Genomic DNA, 18948 nt, shown 5'->3' on the forward strand with positions numbered 1-18948 from the left:
CTCCAGCACAGCCGCATTTTTCCATTTTCCCCAGTGAAATCACGTTTCAGCAACGCACCGTCCATGACAATCAGACACTCTCTCTATAATAGAGATGCCTATGCTTGTTAGTATTGGATTGCCCGCATGCCACTGCCGCTCACTTGGGATTCAAGTTCACTGACGTATGATTCGTCAGGTCTCATCTGGGATGGCACGGCACCCACACCCAACCCACACACCACCATGGACAATCGCATCTCCGCCACTCTCAGCCCCACCGACAAGGCCACCATCCTGACCAAAGTCGGCGAAATCCAGGCCCTGCTGCCCTTCCTGCTCAACCTCACCACCGACGAAAAAAGCGCCCTGCCCAAGATGAGCGCCATCCGCGACGGCATGGACGAGGTCTTCGCCCAGGAAATGGCCGCCCATCCCGAACTCGTGCCCGGCTTCGTGGACATGACCGAACTGGCCAAGGACCGCGCCTTGCGCACGCCGCTGCGCGATCTTCACCAGCAGATCTGCGCCCTGTGCGAAGGCATCGAAGACACCCTCACCGCCGCTGGCGTGGACACCTACATGGCCTACCTGAGCTTCTATAACAACGTCAAGCAGGCGGCCAAACGCAACGTCCCCGGTGCCAATACCGTGCATGAGAACCTCAAGCGCTTCTTCCCCCGTGGCGGTGGCAGCACCCCCACTCCTCCAGCGCCACCAACTCCTTAAATCACTGAAAAACAGCGACTTGAGCACTAAAACGTCCGGCCTCCGAGGTCGGATGTCGGAGCAAAAAGGTCGGCCATCGCACCTCCAAGCCCGGCATTCGGCCCTCCGAGGTCGGCCCTCCAACCCTCATCGGTCGGATGCCGGACTCCGAACTCGGGCACCGAACCCAAAAGCTCGGATGACACACCGCACCGCTCGGAACGCGCCCCCAGGAGGTTCGACGGCGGAGCAAAACGGTTAGATCTCCGACCGCAAAGCTCCGCCAGCCGACCTCCGAAGTGCGTCCTCCAGACAACCTCAACCCCAAGACGGCTTCGCCAGGCCACCCTTCCAGCCATGCCCTTCGATCCCACCCTCCCCGCCAACAACAGCGCCCTCGTCTCCGCCGAGATGCGTGCCCAGCTCAACGGTCTCAAAGATCTCATCGACGCGCTCCAGACGATCAACGCCGCCATCGTCGATGGCACCAACACGCTGCCGACGGGCAGTCCGGCTCAGGTGACCCTCGAGGTGACCGACGGCACTCTGCACTTCACCTTTGCCATCCCCACCGGCCCGCAGGGTGAGACGGGCAGCAGCGGCAGCGATGGCGGCCAGGGTCAGCAGGGAATCCAGGGTGAGCCAGGCCTGCCGGGCGCTCCCGGTGAGGTATCGCTCCAGCAACTCACCGAGGCCATCTCCACCACCAGCAGCAACAGCAACAACGTGGCCACCCTGGGAATGACGGTGAGCGATCCGTCGACGCAGGCGGAGGTGCAGCAGATTGCGAACAAGATCGATGAGCTGATCGTGATGCTGCGGCGGTAGCAAAGCGAGGGACGCAGCTTAGCGGAAGATGCCACGCTTCGGCGGAGCGGGCGCCTCCTGCTGCTTTTTCAGTTCTTCGGCCCGCAGCTTTTCCGCAGTGTTCTTGTACCAGAGCGGGCCGTTGACTTTGAAGTTGTAAATCAGGTCACGGAAGTCGTTGCGCATCTGCTGGTCGTTCATGAGGGCGCCCAGCAGACCTTTGCTTGATGAGATGTTGGCAGCGGCCACGGCGAAGCTGTCGGCGGCTTTTTTGATGGATTGCAGCGATTCATCGGCCGTGGTCATGACCTTGTCGGCCTTGGCGATGGCGGGATCGAGCTTGTCGAACATGGGGCCGAGCTTTTTGCTGGATTCCTCGATGTTTTTCGAGGCGGTTTTGAAGCTGGCGGCGGCGTCTTTGAGTTCGGCCAGCGCGGTTTTGAGGGTCAGGGCGTTTTCGTCGCCGAGGACTTTTTCATCGACCCGTTTGAGCGTGCTGTGCAGGTGTTCCATGCCTTCTTGGAAGTTCTGAATGGTGGTGTCGGAGAGCGCGCCTTTGTTGACCTTGCTCATGGCCTCCTTGATGTCCTTGAGGGCGATTTTAACTTCATCGAGCACGACATCGACTTTTTCGCCGACGGCTTTGGCGGTGCTTTGCAGGTCGTTGAGACCGCCGGCTTTTTCGCCTTCGATGACCTTGTCGTAATCGTGGGGCAGGAAGACATCGGTCTCTTTGCCGCTGGGCTTGATTTCGACGAGAGCATCGCCCATGAGGCCGGCGGAGCCGATGCCGAAGGTGGCGTCGGCGGGGATCAAGACATCTTTGAAGAGCTCAATATCGATGATGACGCCGGTGAAGGTGCTGTTGAGCGCCGGCTTCTTGTCCACTTTGCCGACGCGTGAGCCGCCGAGAAACACGGGGGAGCCTTCCTTGATGCCGGAGGCGTTCGCGAAGGCGACTTTGAGGTGGTAGGTGTCCTTGAACACTTCGCGCACGCGGCCGAACTGGAGGATGAGGCCGCCGAGCAGGAGCAGCCCGACGAACAGGAAGAGTCCGACGAGCATTTCGGTTTTTTTGTCGCTGTCGATCATGAGAAGGGGAGGTTTGGGGTGAAAAACGTGTGCTTAGCCGGTCACATCGGAATGGCCGTTGACGAAATTTTGCACAATGGGGTCGGGTGAGGCGCGCAGCTCGTCGGGCGTGCCGAGAAAGTGAATTTTGCCGCGGTAGAGCATGGCCACGCGGTTGGCGATCTTGAAGATGCTGCGCATGTCGTGCGTGACGATGATCGAGGTGACGTTGTAGCGGCGCTGCATGCGCAGGATCATCTGGTCGATGATGTCGGAGCCGATGGGGTCGAGGCCGGAGTTCGGCTCGTCGTAGAGAATGCACTCGCTGCGGCAGATGATGGCGCGGGCGATGCCGGTGCGCTTGCGCATGCCGCCGGAGAGGCTGGTGGGGTATTTGTCCAGATGCTCCTCGAGATCAACGGCCTCCAGCGCCTCGAACACACGGCGCTTGATCTCCGCCTTGTCGCGCACGCCGCTTTCCCACAGCGGAAAGGCGACATTTTCCTCCACGGTCATGCGGTCAAAGAGCGCCGCGCCCTGGAACAGCATGCTGACCTTCTGGCGGATGGGGGCCATTTCGCGCTCGCCCAGGCGGTTCACATGCATGCCGGCCACAAAGACATCGCCCGCATCCGGTCGTATGAGGCCAATGATGTGCTTCATCGTCACCGTCTTGCCCTCACCGCTGGGGCCGATGATGCAGAGTGTCTCGCCGTGATAGAGCTTGAGGTCGATACCGCTGAGAATCTCCTGTTTGCCAAAGCGTTTGTGGAGATCCCGCAGTTCGATGAACACCTCGGCAGCGCCGTTTGGAGCTGCGGGTGGGTTCGTGCTGGCGGTGGGTGTTGCAGCCATGGCTAGACGCTCCCGATCGGAAAGACGTAGTTGAGCAGGATGGAGAGGAAGAAATTGACGATGAGCAGCACGAGCGAGGAGATGACCACCGCGCGCGTGGTTCCCAAACCGACACCGACGGCACCATTTTCCGCCGCCAGACCCTGATGGCAGGAGATCAGGGTGATGAGCATGCCGAAGACGAAGCCTTTGATCATGCCGATGGAAAGATCTTCCATGTTTGTGTGGTCGAGCATGTGGGTGAGATACCACGAGGAAGGCATGTCATAGCCGAAGCTGGTGACCATGTAGGATGCGATGAGGCCAAAGGAGATGCTTTCCGCCACGAGAAAGGGCATGGAAATCATCATGGCCAAGAAGCGCGGGAGCACGAGGTAATCGACCGGGTGCACGCCCATGACGCGCAGCGCATCGACCTGCTCCGTCACCTTCATCGTGCCGATGTCCGCCGCCATCGCCGCGCCGACACGACCCGCGACCATCAAACCGGCAAGCACGGGGCCGAGTTCACGGCACAAGGCCACGGAAACAACGGCACCCACGGTGGTTTCAAAGCCGAACTCTTTGAATTTGGCGTAGCTTTGGAAGGTGAAAACGGCTCCTGTGAACGCCCCAGTCACAATGACGACCGCCTGTGACCCGTAACCGATGGCGACGATTTGTTGTGCCACGAGTTTGAGCCGCCACACCCTTGAACGCACAGCGATCAGCAACTCGCCCATCAATGCAGTGAGTTGTCCGAGATAGACCAGAAAATGAAGAAAAGTGCGACCCGGAAGGGTCAGCAGGCCGGAGGGAAAATCCATCACGGTTCATCATGGCATGTTGTGGCATGAAGGCAAATCACGGAACCGTTGACTGGAAAATGAAAAGCCCCGTCCAGAATTCACTCCAGACAGGGCAATATTGATGGCCAGCAATCCAATGAGATTGACGCTACTGCGGCGGAACGCGGAAGAGCTTGCCAGTGTAGGGGCATTTGACTTCCATGCCGACGGGCAGGCCGGTGACATCCACAAGCTGATGCTTCGCTGCAAACGGGCTGTTCACGAAACCAGGACGCCCTGCGATAGGCGAGCCATAGGGCAGTTCGACAGCAGGGCTGGAGGCAGGAGCAACCGAGGGCGGAGTCGATGGAGTGGGTTTGTTCATCGCAGCGACATTGCTGTTCGGTGCGACTGGCGCGGTACGAGGCCGCTCAGGGGCGGTGGGAGTCCTGGGGGTGGAAGAAGCCAGGCTGGAGGAGGCGGTGACACTGCCCGGCACAAGGAAGGGGCGTTGTGTGTAAGGACAGACCACTTTAGAACCGGCTGACATGCCACGAACATCGACGAGGCGCGGAGGATTAGTGAACGGAGTGCGCACATAGCCAGGAAGATCGGGCACCGCTTGAGCGACAGGCATCGTGGAGGCATTAAGCATCGACGGAGGCGGAGTGGAAGGACGCTCTGGACCAACCAAGGCTGTCGTCGGTGTTTGCAAAGGCGTGGTGTTCTGAGCAAGCATCTTTGATCCTCCGGTGACTCCCAGAGGACGGCTGTCACCCGATAAATAAGTGATCAGTCCGCGGGTTTGAATTTCCTGCCATGCTTGACGTGGAGGAACGGCACAGGAAGCCAGCATCAGAGCCGCAACGCTGGCTGTTGTGAGACGAACCGAAGGATGGAATGCTTGGAACATAGGCTTGAACATGCGGTTAATTTTTGAATTAGCATTCTCATTTTAACGATCTTTTTAAATTATGCAACAACAACGATGGTGATGCCAGGTGAGAATATTCAACTAATCCATAAAATTCATAACATTAGACTAGCCTTGTTTGTTTGTTTGAGATGCGCTCTTACTCGTCATGCAATGGCGCATCATCACTGTTGGAAAACCCGGTCATTTGTGGGTTAGGGAAGCTGTGGGCATGTATTGGAAGAGGCTGCAGCACTATGCTCGGTTTGAGCATGTGGTGATCAAGGAGGCGCCGCAAGACCGGGTTGAGCAGCAGATACAAGCTTACTGTGATGGGGATCTCTGCATCATTCTCGATGAGCGTGGCAGGCAATTACGTAGCGTTGAAATGGCAAAGTGGATCGAGAACGAAGAAATCTCCGGTCGCAAACGCATCTGTCTGGTCATTGGGGGGGCGGAAGGTCACTCGCAACACTTCCGCACCAGTGCGCAAGTGTGCTGGTCACTGTCCACATTGACCATGCAGCATGACATTGCTTTCATTGTGCTGGTTGAGCAGATTTATCGTGCTTACAGCATCATGCGCGGGGAGCCTTACCATCGGGAGTGATTTCAGAAAGCTTCTGAGTTGATGAAGCTTGCCTCTCGGTGCATTTATTGCTGAACTGAGTCGCAATTCTTTGTATTTTCGCCTTGTCGAGAACTTGAGAGGAGCTTATTTTTAAATTTTCCGAACTAATCTCCCCATGTCTTCTTCAGTATTAAGAAACGTCATTCAGCCCAAGGCGCAGACTTCGCCTTTGGAGAAAATGCGTGAAGAGGCCAAGGAGCAACGCACAGGACCCTCGGTCTCCGCGTTTGGGTTCTCCAACGCTCAGGAGTCACACAAACACGAATCTGAGGACATGGAGCTCGTGCTCGGCGTTTTGGTGGAGAACGCCCCGGTTGCCATGGCCATGTTTGACCGTGCAATGCGGTACATGCTTGCCAACCGCCAGTGGATCAACGAATTCGGCCTGCAGCAAGTGCAGCCCCTCGTTGGCAGGAGTCAGTATGAAATTTTTCCGGGCCTGCATCCTGGCTGGAGACAGGTTTATGAGCGTGCATTGCAAGGGCACATCGTGCGTAGCGAGCACGATTCTCTCAGCGGGCCGGATGGCCGTCATCTTGTCTATCGCTGGGAGGTTCGTCCTTGGCGCAGGAAGCGTGATGCCTCTGTTGGTGGCTTGATGGTCACGTGTGAGAAATTCAGCTCTCCACAGGCTGCTTCTGCAGATGAATCAAAAGCCGGCTCTTTCCCTGAAAACAAAGAATCCACCCAGCCTGCAAAGAAAACGCCGGAACCCTTGGATTGTGCCCTGCCAATGCTGGTGCTGGACGCTCAGGGCACGATTCTGCATGCCAACGTTGCTGCTGCGCATCTTACCTTGGACAAGGGTATTCAGGAAGGCACCACCTGCTTCTGGGAAGTCTTTGGCGAAGGGCGTGACTTCAGCGCGCTGCGCCAGCAAACGCTCGAATCACTCGCCAGTGTGGCGGCGGCGAAAGAAAATGTCCCGGGCTGTGTCATCACGCAGTCCGGTTCCTCCCCAGATCATCAAAAGCCTTCGCGCTGGCTGGTTTCAGCGCTGGCACGCAAAGGCTCGGACGAATCTCCGTGCCAGTTCATGCTGATGGCACTTCCGCCGCAGGCGACGTCAGAAACGGTGACGCGCGTCACGTTCCAAATGCCCGTGCAGCCACCTACTGCCGCTCCCGCAATGGCATCTGAGGATGCCGCCGCCATACAGCGCATGGAAAACGAGCTTTTGCGTTCCCGGCAGGAACTGCGCACTCTCGCTGAGGCACAGCACACTTTTGGCAATCGCGAGGCGCGCCTGCGCAGCTACCTCGAGGGCGTTCCTTGTGGCGTTTTCGTGCTTGATGAGCGTGGCTCTCCGGTGTTTCAAAACGAACGTTTGGCCAGGCTGTTGGGGCGGCCGCTCGAGAAAGATCAAACCGTTGAAAACTGGCTGGCGCACGCCTGCCCCACGGAGGAACATCGCGAGCAGGTCACGCTCGCTTGGCGTGAAAGTGTCTGGAGGCGCCAGCTCACGCGCACCGTTTCACTGGCCACCGCGGACGGTCTCCTTAAAGAACTCGAGTTTCACCCCATCGCACTCCCCGGCGGCGGCATGCTCGTCAGCATCCAGGACACCACCGAACACACGCGCCATGAGGAGCAGCTCCGCAGCATGGAGGCCAAGCTCCGCACGCTGTTGCAGGGCAGCCCCATTGCAATCGTTCTCACTGACAAGGCCGGCGTCATCTTTGAAGTCAATCAGCATGCCGAATCGCTGCTCGGACAGGCCAAGTCCGAACTGCGCCGCTATCCGCTCGACGCCTGGCTTGATCCCGACAGCGCCACCGCACGGCGCGATGCCCTGCGTGCCTTGCAAAACAGCGGCAGGCAAGCCGAGGCGCTCGGTGTTCGCATCAAACGTGTCGATGGCACTTTCTCGCGTGCCATCCTGCACCTTGCCACTGTTCCAGATGCTCAGGGCGAGACACACTGCACGATTCATTACCTGCAGCAGGTCACAGAACCGGATGCTGCTGTCAGCACCCCCGTTTCAGCGGGTGCTCAAACGTCACCGACCCCTGCTGAACAAACACACGCCATCCTGCTCATTACGGATGCCAACGGCCGTGTCCGCACTTGGACCGGGCAGGCGCAGGAACTCTTCAATCTCGATGCCGCTCTCGCCATCAGCCGCCCATTGCATCAGTTCTTCCGCCCCTCTGATGCCACCGGTTTCTTTGCCGATCTTGCCCGGCAGGCCGCTGATCCGCAGAACATCGTCGAGCGTCCATTCTTCGACGCCAATGCCAAACGTGGCGAAGTGAAAATCAGCGCGCGTCTGCTTGATGACGGCGGCTTTGAGCTCACCTCTCACAGCACGTCGGAGATCAAAGCACACGTTGCTGTCACGCAGCCGTCACATGCGTTGAAAGCCGCCGTGCCGCTCGCCTTCCAGGTTGTTTCGCCATCCAGCCAGCGTTGGCCGGTGGTCGATCTCGAGCGTGAAAAACTCCTGCTCACCGAGACGCATCACCGCATCAAAAACCATCTCCAGATCATCTCCAGCCTGCTGAACATGCAGATCAATGGCGTGAGCGATCAGGATGCACGTGACGCCCTGCGCTCCAGCCAGAGCCGCGTGCGCGCCATTGCCGCCCTGCATCAGCATCTGTATCAAGTGGCGCTTGGAAAGGGTGACACCTTCAGCGACTTCACCCGTGATCTCGTCGCGCACCTGCGTGAGTGTTACGAACTGACGGCGGACCAGATCAGCGTGCGGTTGGAGATTCAGGAAGGCCCCATTCAGCAGGAATGGCTCATGCCGCTCGCCCTCACGCTCAATGAGGCGCTCTCCAACTGCTTCGAACACGCCTATCCACATGGTCGTCAGGGGCAGATCACCGCCACACTGAATTACGCTCAGGCCAGCGGTGAACTAATCATCAGTGATGATGGCATCGGCCTCCCGTCCGACTTTCATCCCGGTGAAGGCAACGGCCTCGGTCTCAAAATCCTCGCAGTTTTCGCGGATCAGATGCGCGGCCAGCTCTTCGTGCAGGGCAATCCTGATCAGGGCACCGAGATCAAGCTGCGCTTCCCCCTCGCTTCGACTGAAGGATAAACCTTCTGCGTAGTACATTCCTTTTGCGAAGTGCCGTGCCACCGTGACAATGCCGGGTGCGAATCCTGTCCACGGCCTCTTTGCGCCTCCTTGCGTTCCTGACGCTGGGCATCAGCGGCATCATCGCACAGCCCGTCACCATGCGTACCGACAGTGTGGCGAAGCTGCTCAATGAATGGTTCGTCAATGGCACTGCCGCAGGCCTCAAAGCAATCTCGTATGAAAATCGCGACGGCCAGCATTCGCCGTTAAACACCGCGCAGTATCCTCTCCTCCAGGTGTTCAAAGGCGCGGAGAATGACAAAGGCGCCGCCACACAACTTCGTCTCCAGCCCACGCTCGGCAATTGCTCCATGGCTTCCGGCGCCACGCAGCTCGGCTGCCTGCCGCGTCTCTACATGATGGACCCTGGCGGCAATCGCTTCCTCGCGCAGCAGTACCTCTCCAACAACCTCTTCATCTATCCCGAGCACCAAGATTACGACATCGGCGCCAACGGCATCGGCGCCAACGGCATCGGCGGCGGTTATGGCGATCTGCTACCATTGAACACTCCCAGCCTCCTCATCTCACAGGGTTCCTCCGGCACCGACCAGCCCTTCCTCCAGGCCCTGCTTTCCACCGCCGCTGCTTTTCGTCCAGAAACACAGAAACTGCTCATCGAGAAACGACTTCTCATGCCCACGCTCCAGTCCATTTTCCGTCGCTCGAACAAAATGATCCAGGTGCCGGAAGACTACTTCACCGGCAAGGCACATCCGCCCGTCTTCGACGGCACCCAGATCGACGAGGAAAAAATGGTGCGCATCGCGCATGACATGACGCCGGAGAAAATTCCGCCGCTCGTGCTGCTTCAGGTCATCGAGGAAAGCAAAATCGAAGCCGGCAAAAACTTCTTCGAGCTGCCCGGTCCCTATCCTTGGCAGCTCTCCGACACGCCCGTCTCCATCGCCCGCATCCTGCGTGGCAATGAAGCTGAGCACGGCATGCTCATCGGCTTCGAAAAGACCCTCAACCTCACCAAGTCTCCGCTGCAAATGCGTGCCACCGTGCTCCAAGGAGATCCGCGCTTCGTCCGCATCGAGTCCGCTCCAGGCGGCAATGTCATGCGTCTCCGCGTCCGCTGGCAGCCGCCCGTTTTCACCGCCTCCGGCATCCGCAGCCATCGCATCGACATCGGCATCTTCGCCGACAACGGCGCCAGCATCAGCGCACCCTCGATCGTGAGCTTCTACATGCTGCCCAACGAGATGCACTTCTACGACGAGCAGGGTCACGTCTCGGAAATCCACTATCAAACTCACAATCCAGACTTCGGCCTGCCCGTCGCCGATACCGATCCGCGCTGGGTGAAAGTACTGCTCGCCTTCAGTTTGAAGGACACCAACCTGCGTGGTCGTCTGCTTGATCAAATCCTCACCCCCGCCGAACGCGACGGCCTGCAGAAACACTACCTCGCTCTCAAACCGCAGATGGACGCGCTCACCGCTGCCGAACGCGACGACAAACGCAAGGAGGAAGCCGCAAAGCTCCGCACGAAGCTCGGCGAATCCATCCGCTTCGCTCTCAAAACACGCATCACGGAAAAAGCCGAACTCACCACACGCACCACCATCGAAAAAGTCCTTCACGCCATCGCCAGCTTTCACCCCTTCTACCTCGGCTCACAGCGCGAGCTGGATGCCCTCGCCTCCACCTCGTCCAAATCATCCGCCATCGCCGATGTCCGTGCCGAGCTCCATCGCCTCATCATGCAGGGCGTCCTCGTCGAACATGCCTCCGGCCAGATCGACACCATGTCACCGCCCGACAAACTCTCCCTCGGCGAACGCTACATGCTCCGCGGCCTCAATCTCACACTGCTGAGCCAGGTTCTCTTCCCCGACGTGCTCGAACGCTCCACCGCTCCCGCCTACGTCAGTCCGCGCCTCACCACCCCCAAGCCTTGGCGTGACGTCTATCGCTACGACCCAGACTCAGGGGCACTGCAAGGTTGGATTCGTTATTCCGGCGCCCGCATCGCCAATTTCGACGCCACAGGCCGCTTCCAGCCCGACGGCCCCAAAGGTAAAGCCGTCCCCGTCATCTACGCCAAAGACGCAAACGGCTCCCTCACCTGGCAGCCCCAGGCCGAGCCCACCCCCGTCGCTCCAAAGTAACGCGGTGTGATGGCCAAACACCGTCTGGATTGCAGCGAAGCAAGCTGACAAATGGAATGCACCAAAGACGCGGTAGTGACGCGCCTTCGGTGCATCATCTGGATGGTAGAGGCGGCGTAGATCTCACGGCAGAGAGCCCGGTCTGGGATCCACCGCGCTACAGGTGTTCCAGAACAGCACACGTCGCCCAGCCAGGGCTCCGCTGGCGAGCAAACCGAGCGTTTTCCCCGTGTAGGTCGTCTCGATGCGGAAGTATCCGGAGGCCGCGACGTCGTCGGCCGCTTGTTTTCCTAGAGCATTGTTGAGCCCATATCCCGGGCCAGCATGTGCGTCCACCCACAGCGATTCACCCCAGTTCACGGGGCCGTCGAAACCATGCTGGCGCAACAGCTCCAGGGTCCGCTCCGCCAGACGCCGCATCTTGCGCGGCCCGGTGACGATCTTTGGTATCATCCGGACCGCGACGACTCGCACCTTCAGGCCTGCAATGGCAAAGCCCAGCAGCAGTCCCGCCGCCGTCGCGCAGGTGCCGGTCGCCACCACCACATCGTCGGGCATGGGCAGCTCTCCCGCTTCGACAGAGCGCGCCACCTCCAGCGCTCCCTCCACGAGACTGAGAATGCCGAGCGGATGTTTGGAACCGGAAGGGATCCAGTAAGGCCGCTTGTCCCCCAGCGAGCGGAGCCGAGCGCGGAGTAATGCCAGTGGCACCGCCGCGAAACTGCCGCAGCGCAGCACGTCCATCCCGTAGCTCAGAATCAGGCGGTCGTTGAGTTCGATCTCGGGCGTCATGGGCCGGGGTGCCAGCACCGTGCGCGTCTTGAAGCCGTGCAGCCGCCCAAAAATCGCCAAGGTCAGGGATTGGTGGCTGCCATAGGGCCCCATGGTCGCGAGTCCGCTCGCGCCTCTCATGCGCGCATGGCCGAGGAAATACTCCAGGGTGCGCACCTTGCTGCCGCCATAGAGCGGATGGGCCAGGTCGTCGCGCTTGACGCGCAGTTCCGTGAGCCCCCACTTCTCTGCCAGCGTAGGCGCGCTGGTGATCGGCGTCGGCCGGACGACGAGATCCATGGGCGGTGCCAGCTTGTCGAGGTCGGGAGCCACTGTGCTCAAATGACGTGGTGGGATCATGCGGGCCGATGGTGGGTGATGGGCGTGCAAAAGACAAGGGTCATCGGTGCTAACATGGGTCGTGCGGAATTCAGCGGCATTCGTCGTTGTGGGGCCTTTGTGAAAGGCGCAAGATGGACTTGTCCATGAAAGTCACGTTCATGCTCTACGATGACCAGAAACACCTCCTGGTGGAGACTTTCGGGACGCCCATCGCGTTGCTTTGCGAATTCGTGGAGGAACTTGAAGGGGCAGAGCCCGAGTGGCTGGACATGATCCGGCGCCCCGCTTGCGTGATCGAATACAGCTTCGACGGCGAACCTTCCATGTACTCACGCGCTGATGCTCTCACCTGCGTGGGACGCTTGCGTAGTCTTGCCGTCCAGCATGGGAAGCTATGGACGAGCGATTCGCGTTGGCCTCAGTATTGGTGGGATGCCGAAGAACTCGTGGACTGGCTCGACTCGACGATTGAAACACTCGAAAGCCAGCCGCCCGAGTCACGCATCTACGCGCTGGAGCAGCATGGGTGAAGGCTTGATCGGAGTTTCAGAAGCTGCATAACTTCCGGGAGTTTCTGGCCTAGGCTCTCCTGTCATGGAAGGCGCACGCTCCATCGTTGCCCGGAAAAAGTTCTCACAGGTATTTCCAAAGGTCGAGACAGGTGCCGTATCTCCCTTTTCTTTGCCGGAAAAGCACCTGATCTGCAAGGCTGGGCCAGGATTGATATGTGGCTTGGCTTTCGTCTTGGGGAATATGTGGCGCGTTGCCGCCCTCGATGAGTTTCACGGCCTTCACCAGCATGGCTGCTCCAGTCATTGAGCATCTGTACAATAACATCAAAGCGCTATCCTCAGGGCATAGCTTCAGCCTTTCTTGTAGCAAGATGCTTCCTGAGTCGACGCGGTCATCCACCCAATGTACAGTCACACCTGTTTCTTCATCGCCAGCGACAATCGCCGCGAATATGGGACACCGTCCCCGGTGTCGAGGCAGCAATGCCGGATGAACGTTGATAACACCACGAACCGGCAACTGGATCAGGGTTGGTTTGATCAGTTGCAATAGATAGACGGAGACGATCAAGTCAGGGCGAAGATTCTGGATCTGGGCCACCGTCTCGGAGTCATTGATGTCCTCAGAAGAGATCACCGCAATCCCATGATGGGTTCCGATGTCAGACAGGGAGCCAACCGACGGCTTGTGCCTTGTCAGGCCCTTTGTCGCGAGCACGAGCCGATCCAAAAGCGATCTGAGTACGAGATGTGCGATATAGCGGAAGCCGGACTGCCGCCACAAGTGCCAAAGGAATTGGGGCAGATTCTTGCCCTTGAACCGGCACGTTGACCTCACAATGCCGACCACCTGCCCTGGTAGTTCCCGGACCATCGTTGCAATCATAAGATTCGAGAGCAGGCTCTCCGACGTGAGGATGACGATACGTAAGGGCGGTGGTCCGTCTTGTGCTGGTACCGGTTGCTCTGAGGAGACACATGGAGCGGTGGATCTTTCTTGTTTTGTGGCCACGCGAGCAAGGTTCGACGGATTGGTTCGACTTTTTGACCTTATCTCGGATCGGGGAAGAGATCGAGCAGGTTCATAAGCCACGAGTCTTGAACTGGCGGCCATCAGATCAAACTCGCTTGAACTCCACAAGACAAATCGTGGTGATGTCTCGGCCGGAGTGCCGTGCCTCATCGACGGTGTGGGCCGGAGGGAAGTGGATGGCCCGGCATCAGCCCGGACGAATCGCTGAGAGACGAAATGGAATGGATCGTTCTCACGGACCATCTTCCGTATCTCCTGTTTCCAACCTCTCCCAACCATGACTCGCCTCTTCTCTCGATTAGCATTCTTCGCATTCGCTCTCGTCTCGTTTTCCATGGCGGCTGGTGCCGAGGGTGAAAAGAAGACGCTGAACGTGCTCTTCATCGGCAACAGCTTCACGGCCCGGCACAACCTCTCCACTGTGGTCAAAGCGATGGCGGAGGCGGGCCAGCCGGGGCTCACGTTCAACCGCACGGACGTCATTTATGGTGGTCGCACGTTGAAGGATCACTGGCGGCTTGGCACGCAGAACATCGTCAAGCAATCGACGCTCACCGAGGCTGAGGAGAAAGCCACGATCGCTGCGCTCGAGAAAGCCGCTGCGGACAACCCAAAGGATGCCTATGCCCCAAACGCTCTCGCACGTCATCGTGCATTGCTCCCGAAGATCGAAGCCAATCGCCAGCCCTGGGATGTCGTGGTGCTCCAGTCCTATCGCGATGATGTGGAAGGTGATCCGACGCTCTATGCCGAGTATGCGCCGAAATTCGCCGAGCTGGCGAAGGCTCAAGGTGCCCGCGTGATCCTGTATGAGACCACGCCCACGACTCAAAACGACAAGCCGCTGACCGTCGCGCCCGATTCCGCGCCGATCCTCGCCAAGGAGCGCGCCATCGCCGCCGTGGCGAAGAAAATCGATGCCGCCGTCGCTCCGATGGCGCTCGTGGCGCATCGCTGCCAGACCCAGCGGCCGGATCTCACGCTGCGCTTCGTCAATGACGCGCATCTGAACCAGACCATGGCCTACCTCACCGCCTGCACGCTTTACGCCGCGCTCTTCGAGAAAAGCCCCATTGGTCTGCCCATGGATTCCATCACGGACACCCGCACTTTCGAAGGCACAAGGAAAGACAAGACCAAGGACCGCGACGGCAACCCCATCACCCGCAAGTTCTCCGCTGAAGACCGTGCCGACCTTCAGCGCATCGCCTGGGAAGGCTGGTCGGAGTTTCAGAAGTTGCGGTGATGGTTCTGCCGGGTTGCTGCCGTACTTGGCTCCCATGGGTCCGCTGCCGTATTGCGTTAGGAGGGAGACCATGAACTGGGCGCGAGGCGCTCTCTTCATGGGCTTGTGCGGCGTCGTGACGTTGCATGGAGCCGATGCGATGCCGCAGCCTCCGCCGCCGGACGACGACGGGGCGATTCCGCAATCCGTGAAGGACGAGCACTTTGAAGAACTCCTCACAAACTCGCCGTTCACTCGCACCTTGGGCGTTTTCGATTCGATCATCCTCACGGGTGTCGCGCGCACCGAGAACGATGTCCTTGCCACCCTGCTCGACACCAAGACCATGGAGTCTCATGTGGTCTCCAAAACGGCCAATTTTCAGGGATGGCAATTGGTCGGTGTCGGAGGCAATCCAGCCGAGATTCACACATGGTCGGCAAAAATCCAAGTCGCAGGAGGGCAGGTCATCACCGTCCGCTACCAGCAGCCGCCAAAAAAAATCGTCCGGGCAAAATCAGGCGGTGGCGGTTCCAGTGGCAGTGCGGGCGGAAACTCCCCGCCTTTGAGCTCGGCCCAGATGGACGAGGCGAAAAACGCCGCCGTGAACTACAAGGAAGGCTTCAACGCGGACGGCTACCCCCGCCAGCCGCCGCCGGAGATGGTGGCCAAACTCTCGCGTCTCAGCGTCTCGCAGCGCGAGGACATCAACAAACAAATGTTCGGCCTGCGCAACCAGGGCCTCGGCCTGGACGAACGGCGCAAGATTTATGAGAACTTGGTGGACCGTTCGACACAGGGAAGACGTTGATGCCTTCCTCGTCGATCACGCGGACGCCTCGGCGAGGTGCGTGGCTTTCTCGGCCATCGCCAGTGAGTCACGGGCGTTTCGTTCCGTCAATTGGCGCACATGCGTGCGGTCCCGCAGCCAGGCGAGCTGGTCGGTGAAGCGCGCGCGCAGCAGCTCACAGTAGCGGCGCATCTTGTCGTCGCCCAATCCGTGGCGCAGCTCGATTTGCTGGTAGAAGTCGAGTTCTTTGAACCGGCCACGTGCAGCGCGATCACTGCCTCCATAGGTCTTCAGCACATCGAGACTCGCGCCGGGAAACAGCTCCAGCAGCGTGCGCGTCTGCTCCTCGTTCACCGCGGCACGGATGCGCGCGCGCACCGGCACCCATTCCTCCAGCGTCACATCGCCGTGCTCAAAGAGAAGACGAAACTCCTGCCGGTCCATCCGTGATGGCTGCGTGAAACTGTGATGAAAATTCACCAGCGCGCCGCTCGCATGGCGCACGGTGCACTGCACCTGCTCTTCGATGCCCAAGCCAGGCCGCAGCACACGCTGCGCGGCCACCACCTCGCCCTGGCCCAGCCAGCCTTCGAAGAGGTCGAAGAAATGCACACCATGCTCGATGAAGATGCCACCGCTCATCGCACGGTCCCAGAACCAGTGCTCGGATCGCAGACCCTCGTCACTCGCGTAGTTTTCGAAATAGCCGTGCAGGCACTCGCCGAGCACGCGCGACTCGACCAGCCGCCGGACGGATTCAAACAGCGGATTGTAGCGCTGCATCAGATTGGCGATGCAGAGGAGATCCTTGGCTTGTGCCAGCGCCACGAGTTCATCGGCTTGTGCCACCGTCAAGGCGAGCGGCTTCTCGCAGATGACATGTTTGCCCGCCTTCAGAGCCGCCAGCGCCTGCGGGTAATGGAGGAACGGCGGCGTCGCGATGTAAACCAAATCGACCTCCGGGCTTGCGAGCAGCGCGTCCACCTCCACCAAATCGGGCACGCCAAAGCGCCGCGCCACGGCCAGTGCCGCCTCGCGATGCGTCCCGGCGATCCCCGCAAGCTGCACTCCCGGGATCTGAAGAAATTGCTGGAGAGCGAACAGGCCGAAGCCTCCTGCGCCAATGGCACCGATGCGAAGCGTGTTCATAGTTTGGACACGTCGTCGCCGCTCATCCCACAAGCAAGACCAGAAGGGCAGGAGTTTGATGGCCTTCACCGACGCTCTTCCTCCCGATGATCCGAACAGCCCCATGACTGTTGCCTCGTGGATGCATTCCAAACACTAAATGCCAGGCGTCTTTTCCCGAAACGCAGCCCGCAAGCCGGCGGCCGCCTCCGCCACAGCGTGCTGACCTTGCGCTAGGGCTCCGCTGAGTCCAAAGAAGCCGTGAATCATTCCATCATAGCGCTTCAGGGTGACCGATACGCCCGCATCGCGAAGCTGTGACGCGTAAGCCTCGCCCTCATCGCGCAGCGGGTCGAATTCAGCCGTGATCACGAGTGCCGGTGGCAGGCCTCCAAGGTTGGGGGACCGCAGCGGTGAAGCCTTGGGTGAGCTGCCATCGGATTCACTGCGCAGGTAGTGCCCCCAGAACCAGGCCATCAGGTTCTTCGTCAGGAGATAGCCGTCCGCGTTCTCGCGGTAGCTCGGCGTGTTGAAACCGTAGTTCGTGACGGGATAGATGAGGAGTTGATAGCAAAGCCGGGGACCACCCTCGTCACGCGCCTGCTGCGCCACCACCGCCGAGAGTGTGCCGCCCGCGCTGTCGCCGCCGACCGCGATCCGCGACGCATCGCCATGAAAGGTGGGCGCATTTGCGGCCACCCATTGCAGCGCTGCATAGCAATCGTCCAGCGCCGCCGGGAACTTGTGCTCGGGCGCGAGCCGGTAATCAACGGACACCACGGCGCACCCGGCCGCATTCGTGAGCTTGCGGCAGATGGGATCATACGCCGCCAGGTCGCCGACCACCCAGCCGCCGCCGTGCAGGTGAACGAGGACCGGAAACGGGCCCGATCCCTTGGGGGTGTAGATCCGCAGCGGGATCGGCCCCCCGGGTCCGGGAATCGTTCGATCGATGACCTCGCCGACCGCCTCGGGCTCCCCGCTCCCGCCAAACAACTGGCGATAGATGGCGCGCACCTGATCCACCGGAAGTTGTTCGAGTGGCGGTGCGCCTAAGGCAGCGAGCTGGGCAAGAAAGGCCTGCGCCTGGGGATCGAGTGGCATGATGGGTGCTTGGTGATGATTCGCGTGTCGTTGGTCCGAGGCTTGTGCCCTCGCCCCGTTTTCCTGACATGGAAAGACCGCATTGCCGTTGTCCTTTCGGCGCTGCATTCGGTCAGGGCGGTTTCGAGCGCCTCACCTCTTCGCCTGCCATTTTAGCCGACCTTCGCCAAAGCGCCGGACAGGACCGTGTAGCACTGCTTCGCGGCGGCGATGGGTTCATAGCCGGGCTTGTTGAAGATCTGTCCGCTAACCTCCACCACGACGGGGCCATGGTAGCCGTGCTTTTTGAGCGCGGTGAAGTACTTCACATAATCGGTGCGCCCTTCACCGGGCAGCAGGAACTGGAACTTCCCTGGCTCGCCCACCGAGTCTTTGACGTGAATGAACTTCGTGCGCGACAGCAGCAGCTTCATGCTTTCTTCCATGTCGATGCCTTGCAGCTCAAAATGGCTGTAGTCGTAAGCCACTTGGATGGCCGGTGACTTCACCTGCTCCAGCAGCCAGAGCAGGCGCTCCGGCGAGTTCACCGCGCTGCCCACATGGGCTTTGATGGCGATCGTGGTCTGCGCCTTTTCCGCCGTCTCGGCCCAGGATTGCAGACGCTCGGCCATGCCGGACTTCTGCTGCTCCCAGGTCGCCGGTTTGCCACCGAGCACCGTCTCGATGATGGCAGGCCGGTCTGCATTCATCTCGCGCGCCAGTTGCGCCGCATCGGTGATGCTTTGCAGGGCCTGGACATGAGCCTTGTCATCGGCGGTGAGGCTGAGGTTCACCATCAGGCATGGCAGGTCCAGCTTGAGCGCACGGAGCTGCTGCGCCGCCTCGGTGCGTGCTGCCGTCGTGAAGACCTTGGGTTCGGTGGGAAAACCTGCATTCAAAGCGAACTCGACATTGGCATAGCCGATCTCGGCACAGGTTTTCAGAGCCTCGCTCAAAGACAGCGTCTTCATGCCATACAAGCTGAAGCCGAGGCTGACCCCGCCAGGCGCTGCCGCCCACGCGAGATGTGGCAGGGTGGCAAATCCCAGAGCAGTGTGAAGAAAATGGCGACGTGATTGCATGAGTGTTGGGAGTGGGTGGGTGAGCTGGGCTGATAAAGTA

17 protein-coding genes are annotated in these 18948 nt (G+C 59.8%); 8 read left to right on the plus strand and 9 right to left on the minus strand.

Annotation, left to right across the window (positions count from 1 at the left end; all coding sequences use genetic code 11):
• Positions 1-126: 126 nt before the first annotated feature.
• Together U1A53_RS05730 and U1A53_RS05735 are read left to right on the plus strand one after the other, a co-directional pair.
• On the plus strand, positions 127-708 hold the full coding sequence (locus U1A53_RS05730) for a hypothetical protein (protein ID WP_322279559.1): 582 nt from the start codon (positions 127-129) through the stop codon (positions 706-708).
• Between the two features lie 336 nt (positions 709-1044).
• A complete protein-coding gene (locus tag U1A53_RS05735; protein WP_322279561.1) occupies positions 1045-1515 on the plus strand; it encodes a hypothetical protein in 471 nt (156 codons plus the stop codon).
• An 18-nt stretch (positions 1516-1533) separates the two neighbouring features.
• Here the strand turns inward: U1A53_RS05735 and U1A53_RS05740 are convergent, their stop codons facing one another.
• The 4 genes from U1A53_RS05740 to U1A53_RS05755 all read right to left on the minus strand — a co-directional run bounded on the left by U1A53_RS05740 (position 1534) and on the right by U1A53_RS05755 (position 4824).
• Complete coding sequence (locus U1A53_RS05740) at positions 1534-2586, minus strand: MlaD family protein (RefSeq protein ID WP_322279562.1); 1053 nt, start codon at positions 2584-2586, stop codon at positions 1534-1536.
• A 33-nt stretch (positions 2587-2619) separates the two neighbouring features.
• The gene (locus U1A53_RS05745) at positions 2620-3420 is read right to left on the minus strand and encodes an ABC transporter ATP-binding protein (protein WP_322279563.1); all 801 of its coding nucleotides are present in this window, start codon (positions 3418-3420) and stop codon (positions 2620-2622) included.
• A 2-nt stretch (positions 3421-3422) separates the two neighbouring features.
• Complete coding sequence (locus tag U1A53_RS05750) at positions 3423-4226, minus strand: ABC transporter permease (RefSeq protein ID WP_322279565.1); 804 nt, start codon at positions 4224-4226, stop codon at positions 3423-3425.
• Positions 4227-4356: 130 nt separating this feature from the next.
• The gene (locus U1A53_RS05755) at positions 4357-4824 is read right to left on the minus strand and encodes a hypothetical protein (protein WP_322279566.1); all 468 of its coding nucleotides are present in this window, start codon (positions 4822-4824) and stop codon (positions 4357-4359) included.
• A gap of 445 nt (positions 4825-5269) precedes the next feature.
• On the opposite strand from U1A53_RS05755, the gene U1A53_RS05760 reads away from it, so the two are divergent.
• From U1A53_RS05760 to U1A53_RS05770, 3 genes are all read left to right on the plus strand, one after another.
• Positions 5270-5710, plus strand: a complete 441-nt coding sequence (locus tag U1A53_RS05760) for a 23S rRNA (pseudouridine(1915)-N(3))-methyltransferase RlmH (protein ID WP_322279568.1) — start codon at positions 5270-5272, stop codon at positions 5708-5710.
• 136 nt (positions 5711-5846) lie between these two features.
• Positions 5847-8783 (plus strand): PAS domain-containing protein, encoded by a 2937-nt coding sequence (locus U1A53_RS05765; RefSeq protein ID WP_322279569.1) that lies wholly within the window; start codon positions 5847-5849, stop codon positions 8781-8783.
• Between the two features lie 80 nt (positions 8784-8863).
• The gene (locus U1A53_RS05770) at positions 8864-10942 is read left to right on the plus strand and encodes a hypothetical protein (protein WP_322279570.1); all 2079 of its coding nucleotides are present in this window, start codon (positions 8864-8866) and stop codon (positions 10940-10942) included.
• A 123-nt stretch (positions 10943-11065) separates the two neighbouring features.
• On the opposite strand, the gene U1A53_RS05775 is transcribed toward U1A53_RS05770, so the two are convergent.
• Positions 11066-12073 carry a pyridoxal-phosphate dependent enzyme gene (locus U1A53_RS05775; RefSeq protein ID WP_322279571.1) on the minus strand — a complete coding sequence of 336 codons (1008 nt, stop codon included), beginning with the start codon at positions 12071-12073 and terminating at the stop codon, positions 11066-11068.
• A gap of 125 nt (positions 12074-12198) precedes the next feature.
• Between U1A53_RS05775 and U1A53_RS05780 the strand changes: the two genes are divergently transcribed.
• A complete protein-coding gene (locus U1A53_RS05780; protein ID WP_322279573.1) occupies positions 12199-12585 on the plus strand; it encodes a hypothetical protein in 387 nt (128 codons plus the stop codon).
• Positions 12586-12688: 103 nt separating this feature from the next.
• Here U1A53_RS05780 and U1A53_RS05785 read toward each other — a convergent pair whose 3' ends face one another.
• Complete coding sequence (locus tag U1A53_RS05785) at positions 12689-13441, minus strand: formyltransferase family protein (RefSeq protein WP_322279574.1); 753 nt, start codon at positions 13439-13441, stop codon at positions 12689-12691.
• A gap of 436 nt (positions 13442-13877) precedes the next feature.
• On the opposite strand from U1A53_RS05785, the gene U1A53_RS05790 reads away from it, so the two are divergent.
• Positions 13878-14846: a hypothetical protein gene (locus U1A53_RS05790; protein ID WP_322279575.1), complete on the plus strand. Its 969-nt coding sequence runs from the start codon at positions 13878-13880 to the stop codon at positions 14844-14846.
• Positions 14847-14916: 70 nt separating this feature from the next.
• Complete coding sequence (locus U1A53_RS05795; RefSeq protein WP_322279576.1) at positions 14917-15636, plus strand: hypothetical protein; 720 nt, start codon at positions 14917-14919, stop codon at positions 15634-15636.
• A gap of 15 nt (positions 15637-15651) precedes the next feature.
• Here U1A53_RS05795 and U1A53_RS05800 read toward each other — a convergent pair whose 3' ends face one another.
• From U1A53_RS05800 to U1A53_RS05810, 3 genes are all read right to left on the minus strand, one after another.
• A complete protein-coding gene (locus U1A53_RS05800) occupies positions 15652-16764 on the minus strand; it encodes a Gfo/Idh/MocA family oxidoreductase (RefSeq protein WP_322279577.1) in 1113 nt (370 codons plus the stop codon).
• Positions 16765-16899: 135 nt separating this feature from the next.
• Entirely contained in the window at positions 16900-17847 is a 948-nt protein-coding gene (locus U1A53_RS05805) for an alpha/beta hydrolase (protein WP_322279578.1), read from the minus strand.
• 152 nt (positions 17848-17999) lie between these two features.
• Positions 18000-18908, minus strand: a complete 909-nt coding sequence (locus tag U1A53_RS05810; RefSeq protein ID WP_322279579.1) for a sugar phosphate isomerase/epimerase — start codon at positions 18906-18908, stop codon at positions 18000-18002.
• Positions 18909-18948: the final 40 nt, after the last annotated feature.

Origin of the sequence: Prosthecobacter sp., from assembly GCF_034366625.1 — a bacterium.
Classification (GTDB): Bacteria; Verrucomicrobiota; Verrucomicrobiia; order Verrucomicrobiales; family Verrucomicrobiaceae; genus Prosthecobacter.